Genomic DNA, 14,460 nt, shown 5'->3' on the forward strand with positions numbered 1-14,460 from the left:
CGGTGGTATCGGTCACGCTGAATTCATCGTGACGAGCGAACCTGCCATTTCGGTAAAGCATGAATCAAGCGAGTCGCCGGATCATACCCTCCTCGTTCGAGGTAGCGGCAGCGATCCGAAATGCTTGAGTGGCGGGCGCTCGGACGCGGGCGGCTGGTCAGTTTTGCGAGCGATTTCTCATGCTCGCTCGTGTTGCGCGCCCCCGGATCGCGAATCTCGGGCACAATGGAGACCCAGTTACTTGCAGATCCCCGAGGCGGGCGGCAAATCTTGCTTGAATTTCCGTTAAGCGCCCGTTACCATGCGGGTCGAAAGTAATGCGCGTTTAGTCTGCGCGTTCTTGTAGCTGAGACCCGATTCGGGTGTTTGAACCTTAAAAGCGACAAGTCAGAAAGTAGAGAGGAGAACGCTAGTGAAACTGTCTCGTAAACAACGCAACCCACTGCTGAGGGCGGGTATGAGCTCGCTTTTCGCGGGGTTGGTACTCGGGCTTTCGCCCCTGGGCGTCATGGCCCAGGACGCGGACGACTCCGAGGAATCAGCCTCCGATCTCGAGCGGATTACCGTTACCGGTTCCCGTCTGAGCACCAATGACAACGTGGTCGCGCCCAACCCGGTTCTCACGGTCGGCGCCGAAGAAATCGACTCCAGCGGCGTGAGCCGCATCGAAGACCTGACCAACCAGCTGCCGCAGATCTTTGCCAGCCAGGCTTCCGAAGTTTCCAACGGTGCCTCCGGTACCGCCCAGCTGGACATGCGCGGTCTGGGCGCCGGTCGTACGTTGACCCTGATCGACGGTCGCCGTCTGCCTTTCGGCTCGGCGGTCAGCATTCCGGCCAACCTCAACCTGGTGCCGACGCAGCTCGTCGAGCGGGTTGAAATCGTTACCGGCGGTGCTTCAGCCGTGTACGGTTCCGACGCCATCGCCGGTGTTGCCAACTTCATCCTCAAGGATGACTACGAAGGCATCGAGATCGACGTGCAGGGCAGCGCCCACCAGTCGGGCAACAGCAACAGCATGCTCGAGCGGGTGCACTCGGCGGCCAAAGTCAAGTCCCCCGGCTCGACCTGGGACGGCGAGGAGTACCGCATCGCACTGACCATGGGCACCAACGCCTTCGAGGGTCGCGGCAACGTGGTCATGCACGCCAACTACGAGAACACCAAGTCGATCACCCAGGACAGCCGCATCACCAGCGCCTGCGCCCTGGCTTCGGCTTCGGGTGAGAACAGCTACAACGGGCTCGGCTGTGCCGGTTCGGGTAACTATCGTCTGTTTGCTGGCCCCGGTGGTTCTGCTTTCCAGCAGGACGACGGCACCATCGTCCCCTACGTCGGCGGCCCCGACCAGACGCACAACTATGGCCCGCTGAACTACTTCCAGCGTCCCACCGAGCGCTTCCAGATCTACAGCAAGGGCAGCTACGAGATCACCGACAATATCGAGTTCTTTGCTGACCTGAGCTACAACAACACGCGCACGGATGCCCAGGTGGCCGAGTCCGCCAGTTTCGGCGGCTGGTCGATCAACTGCGACAACCCGTTCATTCAGAACACCCCGGGCATCTCGCTGACCGACCTCTACGGCTGTAACACGCCGGATCCGGACACCGGCGAGCTGCCGGACGAAGTCCACCGCATTACGGCATCGCACCGGAACGTGGAGGGTGGCCCGCGTAACTCGATGATCGATATCTCCACCTTCCGTACGGTGGCCGGTATTCGCGGTACGTTTGCCAACGACTACGACTTCGAACTGTTCTCCCAGTTCGCGTCGACCGACAACAAGGAAGTGTCGACCGGCGACTTCGTGATCGATCACGTTCAGGACGCCTTCTACGTGGTTGAAGACGCCAACGGCAACCCGGTCTGTCGCTCGGGCAACGAGGACTGCATTCCCTACAACATCTTCCAGCGTGGCCCCAACGGCGAATCCCTGGTCGATCCGGAAGCGCTGAACTACCTCGAAGGGACCGGCGTGGTCGTCGGTAACGTCGAGCAGCTCGTTTTCGGCGGTAACATCCAGACCGATCTGGGCCGTGTCGGCCTGCAGTCGCCTTTTGCCGGCAGCGGCCTCGGCGTGCTGGTGGGTGCCGAGTATCGCAAGGACGAGCTCGAATCCACTCCTGACCAGACTTCGCAGCAGGCTGACGGCGGCTTCACCGGTGTCGGTGGCCCGACTCTGCCCGTCTCTGGTGAAGTTGCGGTGACCGAGTTCTACGCCGAAGCGCAGCTGCCGCTGGTCACGGGAGCCCCCATGGCCGAGCAGCTTGTTCTGGGCGGCGCCTACCGTTATTCGGACTACGAGGCGGAAGGTCGTGGCACGACCAACGACTTCTCCACCGATACCTACCACGCGTTCCTGAACTGGACGCCGGTTGATTCGGTTCGTCTGCGTGCGCAGTTCCAGCGCGCCGTGCGTGCTCCGAACGTGATCGAGCTCTACACCGGCCAGGGCACCAACCTGCCGAACCTGTCGCAGGATTCCCAGGGTAACTACGATCCCTGTGCGACCTCGAACCCGACGGCCAGCTTCGAAGAGTGTGCCCGCACGGGCGTGACCCAGGATCAGTATGGCAATATCCTGGACGTGCTCTCCGGTCAGACGCAGTCGATCACCGGGGGTAACCCGTTCCTGAGCCCTGAAGAGTCCGACACGATCAGCTTCGGTGTCATTTTCACTCCGACCTTTGCTGACGGCCTGACGCTGTCGGTCGACTACTTCGACATCACGGTGGACGACGCGATCTCGGGCGGCATTCCGGCATCGACGATCCTGTCACAGTGCCTCGCAACCGGCGATGCGACCTTCTGTGATCTGATGCAGCGCGACGGCCGCGGCTCGCTCAACTCCGGTACGCCGGGCGTTGGCTTCACCAATACGCAGGTCAACATCGCCAGCCTCAAGACCAAGGGTCTCGACGTTCAGGCCAGCTATGACATGGGCCTGTCCGATATCGGTCTCAGCGGCATGGGCTCGCTGCGGCTCGACTACGCCGCTACCTTCCTGGACAAGCTCGAGACGGAGTCCTTCCCGGGTGCCGATCCGATTGATTGCGCAGGCTACCACGCAGGTGCCTGTGAGGCCCCGTCCCCGGAATACCGTCATCGCATGCTGGCGACCTGGCGTACGCCCTGGGATCTCTCGCTCACCGCGACCTGGCGCTACTACTCCAGCACGGACAACGAGCTGGGTCAGGAGATCAAGCCTGCAATCGACCGCAAGATCAACACCCAGCAGTATCTTGATCTGGCGTTCAACTACGACCTGAGCGAAAGCTTCAGCTTCCGTGGTGGCGTCAACAACGTGTTTGGTGACGATGCGCCGATCGTGACCTCCTCGGGTCCGCCCCTGGGTAACGGCAACACCTACCCGACCGTGTACGACATCGGTCGCTATGTATTCCTGGGTGCAACCTTCAGGAACTAAAAGCAGAACCGGAACATCGGTAATGCGAAAACCGCAGGCCCCCGGCCTGCGGTTTTTTTATGGGCTCGAAGCAAAGGCCGGCTACACTGGAGTCGACATGGCCGATACCCGTTTTGTCGTCGAATACCCGCCCCTGAGGCGGCACCGGGAAGAGCTGCGTGAGCAGCGCCGTCGGCGTTATCGTCGGCTGCTGCTGGTGGCGCCCGCGAGCCTCGTGCTGATTGCCCTGGCCGGCGCCTGGAGCGTGCCGCTTGGCGTGATGCTCGCTGGCGTGAGCGTCTGCGTGCTTTTTTTTGCCGCTTTGCCCGGCACCAGCAGCGTAGACTCAGGCCACCTGGCCGGCGCGGAGGGCGAGGCCGCTGTGCTCGAGCAGCTCGCCGCACTTCCCGACGATTTTGTCGTCATCAATCGCCTCAGGTTGCCGGATGCCACTTTGCCCAATAAAGCGCGCGAGCTGGACTTCGTGGTTGCCGGACCACGCGATATCTGGGTGCTGGAAGTCAAGAATACGCCCGGCCATGTCAAGGTGCGGCCGGAAGAAAAGCACTGGCCGCTGGTTCGACGCGCCGGCTGCGGCAGTCGCCCGGGCTGGCGGGCGATGCCCAACCCGATACCCCAGGCCCAGGCTCAGGCGCGCGCTCTCGAGCGCTGGCTGTTGCAGCACGGTATCCACAGTCGCGCAAGGGCGGCGGTGGTTCTCGCTCACCCGGAAGTGTTCATCGAAGATGCCGAGCTTGCGCAGATCCCGATTCTGCATCGGCGTCAGCTCCTGGACAGGCTGCAGCCCGATGGTGGGGACTCCGGGATGTTCTCCCCTGGCAGCAACGCTGAGTTCATTCAGGCGGTGGGTGTCCGGCTGCGCCAAGCGCAAGGCGTGAGGCTCGGTTAAACTGAGTCTTTCACATGCCCAGCCAAGGTGTTTCAGTGCACACGAAGTCTCTCTTTCCGGTTTTCCTTGTCTTTCTGGCGCTTGCTGTTGCCGGCCCGGCCCTGGCCCAGGGCAATGACGTTCAACGCGTGGCGTCCGCTGACCTGTTCGACTTGCAGTACGCCAGTGAAGTGCGCATCTCGCCCAGCGGCGAGGAGGTGGTTTACGCGCGTTCGATCCACGACATCATGTGTGATTGCGTCCGCGCCAACCTCTGGCTGCTCAGCCGGGACGGCAGCGAGCACCGCCCCTTGCTGTCGGGGCGCAACAGCTACAGTTTGCCGCGCTGGTCTCCCGAGGGTGAGCGACTGGCTTATGTGGCACAAGACAAGAACGGGCAGGCACAGCTTTTCGTGCGCTGGATGGACTCTGGGCAGACTGCCATGGTGACCAGCCTGACGCGCACGCCTGCTTCGATCGCCTGGGGGCCTGACGGAAAATTCATCGCTTTCACCATGCAGGTGCCGGCTGAAAAGCCCTCACTCGCCAAGGCGCCTGACAAACCCGACGGTGCAGAGTGGGCCGAGCCGCCGGTGCTCATCGACAGCGTGGTTTATCGCTTTGACGGTCGCGGCTATCTCGATCCCGGCTTCAAGCATGTGTTCATTGTCCAGGCCGAAGGTGGTGCGGCGCGCCAGCTGACGACCGGTGACTTCAATCATCATGGACCGCTGGCCTGGATGCCGGATGGTTCCGGGATTGTCTTCGCGTCCAACCGTTCTGCACAGTGGCAATATGAGCTCAACGAGCGCGACTTGTTCCGTGTCTCTGTCGAGGGCGGTGCCATCGAGCAGCTGACCGACCTGCCGGGCATTGCCTCCGCACCCGCGGTGTCACCCGACGGCCGGACCATTGCCTTTGAGCGCGATGACCACCAGGGCCGTCAGTACACCATCAATGCGCTGGGTCTGATCGATGCCGACGGCGACAATCTCAGAGTCCTCGGCGAGGACCTCGACCGTTCCATCGAGGCACCCGCCTGGTCCGATGATGGCCAGAGCATCTATTTCCATTTCACCGATCGCGGCTGGCGCAAGGTCGGTCGGATCGATCTCGATGGTGAGTACGAGACCGTCATCGACGGTCTCAGCGGCACGACCATCGGTCGGCCCTACAGCAGCGGTGACTACTCGGTAGCCGCTGACGGCAGCATCGCCTACACTCGCGGCACGGAAAAGACGCCCGCCGATGTCTGGCTGCAGCCGGCCGGCGGAGAGCCCCAGCGGCTGACCCGGCTCAATCGCAACCTGCTGGATCAAAGGGCGCTCGGCGAGGTACACGAGGTGGTGTACCCATCCGCGGTCGACGGCACTGAAATTCAGGGATGGTATCTGACGCCACCGGACTTCGATCCGGAAAAGACCTGGCCGCTGGTGCTCGAGATTCACGGCGGCCCGCATCTGGCTTATGGCCCGCACTTCTCCGCCGAGATGCAGCGCTACGCGGCTGAAGGCTACGTGGTTTTCTACGATAACCATCGTGGCTCGGCAGGCTACGGTCGCGACTTCGGAATGCTGCTGGAATACAAATACAGCTCCGAAGAGGACTTCGGCGACCACATGTCCGGCGTGGACGCCCTGCTGGAAAAGGGCTTCATCGACCCAGAGCGCCTGTTCATCACCGGTGGATCGGCCGGCGGCATCGCCAGCGCTTACGCCATTGGCCTGACTGATCGTTTTCGCGCCGCAGCGGTGGCCAAGCCGGTCATCAACTGGATCTCCAAGACGCTGACCGGTGATTACTACCCCAGCCAGATCGAGCGCCAGTTCCCGGCGCCGCCCTGGGAGGCGTTCGAGCATTACTGGCAGCGCTCGCCGCTGTCGCTGGTGGGCAACGTCACCACGCCCACCCTGCTGATCACCGGAGAGCAGGACTTCCGCACGCCGATGTCGGAAACCGAGCAGTACTACCAGGCGCTGAAGCTTGCCCGCGTGGACACCGTGATGCTGCGCCTGCCGGGCACATCGCACGGCATTGCCTCGCGGCCGTCGCGCCTGATTGCCAAGATCGACAATATCCTGGCCTGGTTCGAGCGCTACGATACCGACTGATCCGAAACTGCATCCGCCCCACCGCGGTGGGGCGGAGACGGGAGGCGCAAGAGCAGGCCGGAGCCCGACGCCAGCCCCCGGCTGGTATCAGCTTTCCCCGTTGTCCGCCTCGTTGCGGATGAGGCGATCAAGATCGGTGGCATCGTGGCGCTCGCGCAGCTGCTCATCCGGTTCACCGAACACCGAGTTCACCATCCGGCCGCGCTTGACCGCGGGGCGCGCGTCGATGGTCTTCGCCCAGCGGATGACGTTTTCATATTCCTGTGTCTGCAGAAATTCGGCCGCTTCATAAACGCGGTCAAGCACCAGGCAGCCGTACCAGGGCCAGATCGCCATATCGGCAATGCTGTAATCATCGCCGGCGATGAATTCACGCTCGGCCAGCTGCCGGTCGAGCACGTCAAGCTGGCGTTTTGCTTCCATGGTGTAACGGTCGATGGCGTACTTGATCTTGACCGGCGCGTAGTTATAGAAATGCCCGAAGCCACCGCCGAGCAGGGGGGCCGCCCCGGTCTGCCAGAACAGCCAGTTCAGGCATTCGGTGCGCGCTGCCGGATCGCGCGGCAGAAAGGCGCCGAATTTCTCGGCCAGATAGAGCAGGATCGAGCCGGATTCGAAAACGCGACGCACTGGATCCACGCCATGGTCAGCCATTGCCGGGATCTTCGAGTTGGGATTGATGTCGACAAAGCCCGAACCGAATTGCTCGCCTTCACCGATCTGGATCAGCCAGGCGTCGTACTCAGCGCCCGAAAACCCCTTCGCCAGCAGCTCCTCGAACATCACCGTGGCCTTGACGCCATTGGGCGTGGCCAGAGAATACAGCTGGTGCGGATGCTTCCCCACCGGCAGTATCTTGTCGTGGGTCGGGCCGGCGATGGGGCGGTTGATATTGGCAAACTGACCCCCGTTCTCGTCCCTTTCCCACTTCCAGACTTTCGGTGGCACATAGTCATTGGTGCTCATGGGCTGACTCCTAGTTTTTTTCGCGGGTTGCATGTTCTTCAGGTGCGACCGCCGGCCTGCTTCGTCAATGGCTCGCGGTTGCTTATACTGGGCAGCATGACACGACGAACCAAGATTGTGGCCACTCTGGGGCCGGCCACCGACGAGCCCGAAGTGCTTGAGCAGGTGATCACCGCCGGCTGCGATGTGGTACGGGTCAATTTCTCGCACGGTGATCACGAGACTCACGCCCGTCGCATCAAGATGGTGCGAGCGGCGGCGCGGGAGCTCGACAGCGATGTGGCGGTTCTGGCTGACCTGGCCGGGCCGAAGATCCGCATCGACCGGTTTCGCGAAGGCGCGGTCGAGCTGCAGGCCGGCGACCCGTTTGCCCTGTTCGCCCGGGCCGATCCGCCAGCCGGCGATGAGCACGGCGTCGGCGTGGCCTACCTGGGCCTGGTCGACGACGTCAGCCCCGGCTCCGAGCTGCTGCTCGACGATGGCCTGATGGCCCTGCGCGTCGAGCGCATCGAGGGCCAGACGATTCATTGCACCGTACTGACTTCCGGTCCGTTGTCGGATCGAAAGGGCCTCAATCTGCGCGGCGGGGGGCTGTCGGTGCCGGGCATCTCCGAAGCCGATGCCCGCGACATCGGGCGCGCTGCCGAGTGGCAGGTGGACTACCTGGCGGTCTCTTTCCCGCGCGGGGCAGAAGACATGCAGCGTGCGCGCGATCTCTTGCAGGCGGCCGGCGGCCATGCCGGCCTGGTCAGCAAGATCGAACGTGCCGAGGCCATTGAAAACCTCGAGGAGATCATCGAGGCGTCCGACGCCGTGCTGGTCGCCCGCGGTGATCTCGGCGTGGAAATCGGCGACGCCGAGCTCCCGGGCCTGCAAAAGCGCATCATCAAGGCTTCGCTGGCTGCCAACCGGCCGGTCATCACCGCCACGCAGATGATGCAGTCCATGGTCGAGTCGCCGATCCCGACCCGCGCCGAAGTTCTGGACGTGGCCAATGCCGTCATCGACGGTACCGATGCGGTGATGTTGTCGGCCGAAACCGCCGTGGGTCGCCATCCGGTAACGGTGATCGAGGCCATGCGGCGCATCTGCGCCGGCGCTGAACGCCACGTCGACACCCATCTGCCGATGGGGCGGCTCAACGTCGAGGCCGAGCGCACTGATCAGGCGGTGGCAATGGCCACCATGGTCACGGCCCACAACCTGCCGGTGCGCGCCATCATCGCGTTGACCGAGTCGGGCTCGACCGCACAGTGGCTCAGCCGGGTTTGTTCGCCGGTGCCGATCATCGCGCTTTCTCCCAATCGGGCCAGTCTGCGCAGGATGCGTCTGTTCCAGCATGTGCGGCCGCTGCTGTTCGTGCCCGAGGACATGCCCCGCCCCCGACTGGCCCGTTCGGCCATCGAGCATGCCCGACGCGCCGGACTGGTCGAGTCCGGCGATCGCGTGCTCATGACCCTGGGCGACGAGCAGGGCGTGATGGGCGGGACCAACACCATGAAGATTCTCGCCGTCGAGTGAGGCGGGCGTTTCCGCAAACGCAAAACCCTTGAAACGCAAAGCAGCGAAGCAGCAGAGAATGCAAGGAAAATCAAAAAGAAGTGCATTGAAAGTGCTCCGGTGCTGGGCTCAGCCCCAGAGCCACTCTCAAGCGAGCTCGGCTTTGGCGAGATCAGTGCTCTTGGGCAGGCCTGCTTGACCAAACAGCAAGCCGACCGGTTTTCTGCACTTTGCGCCCTTTGCTGCTTCGCTGCTTTGCGTTTAAGAGGTTTTTCCCCGCCAGAGACCTCAGGACGGGTGAACTCGGCCCCGTGGCTCGCTACAATAGAGACTGCCATTCCACCCACCTTCCAACCGCGTAGCAGGGGTTCTGAGAACATGACGGACAAACTCGAGCAGCTCGTTGAAATTGCACAGGCGATGGTCGCTCCCGGCAAGGGTATCCTGGCCATCGATGAATCCACCGGTACGATCCAGAAACGCCTGGCGTCGGTGGGAGTGGAGTCGACCGAAGACAATCGCAGTGACTATCGCTCGATGCTGCTGTCCACGCCCGGCCTTGGTGAGCATGTATCGGGTGCGATTCTGTTCGACGAGACCCTGCGCCAGAAGGCGCCCGACGGCACACCAATGGTCGAGCTGATGAACCGGGCCGGCATCATTCCCGGCATCAAGGTTGACCGTGGTGCCAAGGCGCTGGCCGGTTTCGAGGGCGAGAAAGTGACCGAGGGCCTGGATGGCCTGCGTGAGCGCCTGGCCGAGTATGCCGAGCTGGGTGCCAAATTCGCCAAGTGGCGTGCGGTGATCGCCATTGGCGACGATATTCCTTCGCGCACCTGCCTGGAAGCCAACGCTCACGCCCTGGCGCGCTATGCCGCGCTGTGCCAGGAGGCGGGCATCGTTCCGATCGTCGAGCCGGAAGTGCTGATGGACGGCGCGCATGATCTTGACGCCGCCTACGACGTCAACGAAGCCGCGCTCAAGATCCAGTTTGCCCAGCTCTATGAGCATGATGTGCTGCTCGAGGGGACGATTCTGAAGCCGTCAATGGTAATCTCCGGCTCGGAGGCCGCCAATCGCGCCGGCACCGAAGAAGTGGCCGAGGCCACGATCGACTGCCTGCTCAACGCCGTGCCGGCGGCGCTGGCCGGTATCGTGTTCCTCTCCGGCGGGCAGGGCGACGTGGAAGCCACCCGGCATCTCGACACCATGAACAAGATGGGTGACCTGCCGTGGCCGCTGTCGTTTTCGTACGGGCGGGCGCTGCAGGCCGAGTGCCTCAAGACCTGGGCGGCGGACCCGAAGGGCAACCGCGAAAAAGCCCAGCAGGTTCTTGCTCACCGCGCCAGAATGAATGGTCTGGCAGCTGTGGGCGAGTGGAGCGAAGACGCCGAAGGCGCCTGAGTGCTGTCGCAGCGCCGCGCCCGGCGCGACCTTCGTACGACATGATGAATCCACCACGCAGGGCACGAAGGGCTCGAAGAGAAAGAATGAATTCAATCTGATTATCTTCGTGCGCTTCGTGGCCCGCGTGGTTTTATTACCCGGAGCCGGAAGCCCCAATGAGCGATAACGACAAGTTCCGCGAAGAAGCCCTCGAATATCACCGTCAATATCCACCGGGCAAGATCAAGCTGGTGCCGACCAAGGCGCTGACCACCGCCAAGGATCTGGCCCTGGCCTACTCGCCCGGCGTGGCGGCGGCATCGGAAGAAATCGCGAAGGATCCGCTCAAGGCGCTGGACTACACCGCGCGCGGCAACCTGGTGGCGGTGATCTCCAACGGCACGGCCGTGCTGGGTCTGGGCGACATCGGCGCGGCGGCGTCCAAGCCGGTGATGGAAGGCAAGGGCGTGCTGTTCAAGAAGTTCGCGGACATCAACGTCTTCGACGTCGAGGTCGACGAGCGCGACCCCGACCGGCTCATCGACATCATTGCCAGCCTGGAGCCGACTTTCGGCGGCATCAATCTGGAAGACATCAAGGCGCCGGAGTGCTTCAAGGTCGAAGAAGCGCTCAAGGAGCGCATGAACATCCCCGTCTTCCACGACGACCAGCACGGCACGGCCATTATCGCCGCCGCCGCTCTGGTCAACGGTTTGAAGCTGGTCGGCAAGAAGATGGAAGACATCCGCCTGGTCGCTTCCGGTGCCGGCGCTGCCGGTATCGCCTGTCTGGACCTGCTGGTGACCATGGGCGTCAAGCGCGAGAATATCGCGGTCTGCGATCGCGATGGTGTGGTCTACGTCGGTCGCAGTTCGGAGATGGACGAGCGCAAGGCGGCCTACGCCATCGAGACCGACGCGCGCACGTTGGGCGAGATCATCGAAGATGCCGATGTGTTTCTCGGCGTCTCCGCCCCCGGCGTCCTGACCCCGGAAATGGTCAAGACGATGGCCGACAAGCCGATTATCCTGGCCTTGGCCAATCCGGTGCCGGAGATCATGCCCGACCAGGCGCGCGAGGCGCGGCCGGATGCCCTGATCGCCACCGGGCGCTCGGATTTTCCCAATCAGGTCAACAACGTCCTGTGCTTCCCCTATATCTTCCGCGGCGCGCTCGATGTCGGTGCGACGGCCATCAACGACGAGATGAAGATGGCCTGCGTGCACGCCATCGCCGATCTGGCCCAGATGGAGGCGTCCGACGTGGCCGCGCAGGCCTACGGTGGGGACGTACCGAAGTTCGGGCCCGATTACCTGATTCCGCAGCCGTTTGATCCGCGCCTGCTGGCCCATCTGGCGCCGGCGGTGGCCAAGGCCGCGATGGACTCCGGCGTGGCCGCCCGGCCGATCGCGGATCTCAAGGCCTACACCGAAAGACTGTATCAACACGTCTTCCGCACCGGCCTGCTCATGAAGCCGGTGTTCGACGCCGCGCGTAATGACCCCCGGCGCGTGGTCTTTGCCGAGGGCGAAGAAGAGATCGTGTTGCGCGCGGTGCAAACCATCGTCGATGACGGGCTGGCGAAACCCATTCTGATCGGCCGCCCGAAGGTGGTCGACATGCGCATCGAGCGTGCCGGCCTGCGGCTCACGCCCGGTGAGGACTTCGAGCTGGTCAACCCCGAATCCGACCCGCGCTTCAAGGAATACTGGCAGACCTTCCACGAGATCACCCAACGCCGCGGCGTCACGCCCGATTCGGCCAAGGCCATCGTGCGCACGCGCACGGCCGTGATTGCGGCGGTCATGGTCCACCGCAACGAGGCCGATGCGATGATCTGCGGCGTGGTCGGGCGCTACCAGAAGAAGCTGCAGTACATCAGCGAAGTGCTCGGCACCCACGACGGCACGCAAACCCTGGGCGCGCTATCGGCGATGACCAACGAAAACGGCGTCTGGTTCGTCTGCGACACCCATGTCAACCCTGACCCCAGCGCCGAGGAGCTGGTCGAGCTGACGCTGATGGCGGCCGACCGCCTGCGCATGTTCGGCATCACGCCCCGGGTGGCACTGTGCTCGCATTCCAACTTCGGCAGCCACGTCAACCCGTCGGCTGCAAAGATGCGGCAGGTTTTCGATGCGCTGCGCAAGCGCGCACCCGAACTCGAGGTTGAGGGCGAGATGCGTGCCGATGCCGCCCTGATGCCGGCCATTCGCGAACGCATCTTCCCCGACTCGCGGCTCCGTGGAGAGGCCAATCTGCTGATCATGCCCAATCAGGATGCCGCTCATATCGCCTTTTCCATGGCGCGCGTGATTGGCAAGAGCGTCACCATCGGGCCGATGCTGATGGGGATTGGTCGTCCGGCGCACGTGCTCACGCCTTCGGCCACCGTGCGCCGCGTGGTCAACATGACCGCCATCGCCGTGGTGGATGCCCAGGAATACGAGCAGCGTTCGAAAGCCGGCGGCGAACTGTTCGTCTGATCCCGGCCCGGCCGCCGCTACCCAAGCAGCCACTGCGCGGCCAGCGCGACAATCGTGACCGTCAGCACAAGCGAAATCAGCACGAGCAAGCCGTCTCGCACCACCAGAGCAGCACCGAAGGTAAACAGCGCAATGCCGGCCAGATTGGCGGAGAACGGGATGAACTCCAGCAGCGGCATGACCAGGCCGACAGCCAGGGCCGTCAGCGCAACAATCAGCGTAAAGACGTTGCCCGTAAACAGCGACAGGCGGTGAAACAGAAACCGGTCGGTAAAGCGGGCCGGGCGCAGCATGAAGTCGAGTGCGCCCTGCAGATGGCGGCGAGAGATGGAGCGTCGCAGCAGGAACTGCGGCAGCCAGAAATAGCTTCGCCCCGCCAGGATCTGCACGGAGGTCAGAATGACCAGCAGCGCGATCAGGGTGGGGACGCCGGGAATATCGCCGATGATCGGCGCCAGCACGATGATCCCCGCGACGATCAGAATGGCGCCGAAGGAGCGTTGTTCGATCTGCTGCAGGATGTCGTGCAGCTCGACCGGATCGATATCCTGGCTGATCGCGCGCAGCTGCTCGATCAGACCCTCGAGACTCTCGGACTTGTGCGAATTGGCGGTATTCATGGCCACATCTCTTGGTGTCGGTGGTCAGTGATTTTACGCGGGCGCAGATTATTGACGCGGCACCAGAGCAGGTTGCATTCTCGGGGCTCCTGACATATTGATATTGAACGACAGGCCGCCCTGCACAGCGCCGCTGAATGCAACCTGCTTTGATGCCGGGTCAATGGAATACGGGCGTTAACGGGACTTCCCGGTTCAGTGTGGTAGTCTTTGTCACAACACTCCAACATCAGAATCGAGAGAAGGAGGAACCATGGCTGCCAACACCGAAAAGGAACTTCAGGAGCTTCGGGAAGAGTTCAAGCAGTTGAAGGAAGAGCTCTCCGGCATTGGCAAGACGGTCCGGCAGCTGGGCCACGCCGCGACCGATGAGGGTCGCGAACGCTTGCGGTCGGCCGCTGACCAGGCGCGCCAGCAGGCGCGCGAGACCTGGCACGCGTTCGAGCACGAAATCGAAGAGCGTCCGATGACCAGCATTGCGGTCGCGCTCGGGATCGGATTCATCCTCGGCAAGTTGCTCGATCGCTGAGCTTTTGTTTGCAGCCTTGCCTGAATGCTGACAAGACTCAAGAAGCGTATGGAGACCGGCGTTCTGGTGACGGCAATCGTCGTCCCGGTGGCGCTGTGTGTATTCGCCTTCCTCGCCATGGCCTGCTACCTGGCGTTACTCGAAAGCTTGACGCCGGCACTCGCGGCGCTGGTGACGGCCGCCTGCGGAATCATCCTGATCGCGCTGGTACTGCTGATTGCCAAAATAGCGGATCCGGCGGCCCGACGCAGTGATCCGTCGCGCAAGACGACCGACGACGACGAGTTCGAGCGCTTCTTGCGCGAGCATGCCGACCCGGTGCTGGCGCGCTGGATACAGGACAACCCCGACAAAGCGGCGATTACAACCCTCGGGCTCGGCATCGCTGCCGGCTACAGCGAGCCCTTCCGCCGGGTGCTGTCCGACCTCTACATTCGCTATTCGGAATCCGAGCGCGTTCGCCGCGAGCGCCGGCGCTCCTGACGGCAAACGCTGTCATCTGCGCGACTGAACGCAACCTGCTTTGATGCCGGGTTGACAAGTTTTCGCGATTGCTGCCGTAGC

The 14,460-nt window shown here is 63.0% G+C and carries 10 protein-coding genes; 8 read left to right on the forward strand and 2 right to left on the reverse strand.

Going from position 1 to position 14,460, the window contains the following annotated elements:
* Window positions 1–457: 457 nt before the first annotated feature.
* Genes ACEWQZ_RS08295 through ACEWQZ_RS08305 form a run of 3 tightly spaced genes read left to right on the forward strand, consistent with a single transcriptional unit; the run spans window position 458 to window position 6,409 of the window.
* Complete coding sequence (locus ACEWQZ_RS08295; RefSeq protein ID WP_476482607.1) at window positions 458–3,430, forward strand: TonB-dependent receptor domain-containing protein; 2,973 nt, start codon at window positions 458–460, stop codon at window positions 3,428–3,430.
* A 22-nt stretch (window positions 3,431–3,452) separates the two neighbouring features.
* On the forward strand, window positions 3,453–4,319 hold the full coding sequence (locus tag ACEWQZ_RS08300) for a nuclease-related domain-containing protein (protein ID WP_476482608.1): 867 nt from the start codon (window positions 3,453–3,455) through the stop codon (window positions 4,317–4,319).
* Between the two features lie 35 nt (window positions 4,320–4,354).
* Window positions 4,355–6,409: a S9 family peptidase gene (locus tag ACEWQZ_RS08305; RefSeq protein WP_476482609.1), complete on the forward strand. Its 2,055-nt coding sequence runs from the start codon at window positions 4,355–4,357 to the stop codon at window positions 6,407–6,409.
* A gap of 87 nt (window positions 6,410–6,496) precedes the next feature.
* Here ACEWQZ_RS08305 and yghU read toward each other — a convergent pair whose 3' ends face one another.
* Window positions 6,497–7,375 carry a glutathione-dependent disulfide-bond oxidoreductase gene (gene yghU, locus ACEWQZ_RS08310; protein ID WP_476482610.1) on the reverse strand — a complete coding sequence of 293 codons (879 nt, stop codon included), beginning with the start codon at window positions 7,373–7,375 and terminating at the stop codon, window positions 6,497–6,499.
* A 96-nt stretch (window positions 7,376–7,471) separates the two neighbouring features.
* Here yghU and pyk point away from each other — a divergent pair, with 96 nt between their 5' ends.
* The 3 genes from pyk (at window position 7,472) to ACEWQZ_RS08325 (ending at window position 12,747) form a co-directional block, all read left to right on the forward strand.
* Window positions 7,472–8,896, forward strand: a complete 1,425-nt coding sequence (pyk, locus tag ACEWQZ_RS08315) for a pyruvate kinase (protein WP_476482611.1) — start codon at window positions 7,472–7,474, stop codon at window positions 8,894–8,896.
* A gap of 357 nt (window positions 8,897–9,253) precedes the next feature.
* On the forward strand, window positions 9,254–10,279 hold the full coding sequence (locus ACEWQZ_RS08320; protein ID WP_476482612.1) for a class I fructose-bisphosphate aldolase: 1,026 nt from the start codon (window positions 9,254–9,256) through the stop codon (window positions 10,277–10,279).
* Between the two features lie 158 nt (window positions 10,280–10,437).
* On the forward strand, window positions 10,438–12,747 hold the full coding sequence (locus tag ACEWQZ_RS08325) for an NADP-dependent malic enzyme (protein WP_476482613.1): 2,310 nt from the start codon (window positions 10,438–10,440) through the stop codon (window positions 12,745–12,747).
* 17 nt (window positions 12,748–12,764) lie between these two features.
* On the opposite strand, the gene ACEWQZ_RS08330 is transcribed toward ACEWQZ_RS08325, so the two are convergent.
* Window positions 12,765–13,367, reverse strand: a complete 603-nt coding sequence (locus ACEWQZ_RS08330; RefSeq protein WP_476482614.1) for an exopolysaccharide biosynthesis protein — start codon at window positions 13,365–13,367, stop codon at window positions 12,765–12,767.
* Window positions 13,368–13,620: 253 nt separating this feature from the next.
* Between ACEWQZ_RS08330 and ACEWQZ_RS08335 the strand changes: the two genes are divergently transcribed.
* Window positions 13,621–13,896 carry an ElaB/YgaM/YqjD family protein gene (locus tag ACEWQZ_RS08335; RefSeq protein ID WP_476482615.1) on the forward strand — a complete coding sequence of 92 codons (276 nt, stop codon included), beginning with the start codon at window positions 13,621–13,623 and terminating at the stop codon, window positions 13,894–13,896.
* Between the two features lie 24 nt (window positions 13,897–13,920).
* A complete protein-coding gene (locus ACEWQZ_RS08340) occupies window positions 13,921–14,379 on the forward strand; it encodes a hypothetical protein (protein WP_476482616.1) in 459 nt (152 codons plus the stop codon).
* The last annotated feature ends 81 nt before the right edge of the window (window positions 14,380–14,460 follow it).

It is taken from the genome of Wenzhouxiangella sp. YN1 (assembly GCF_056324145.1).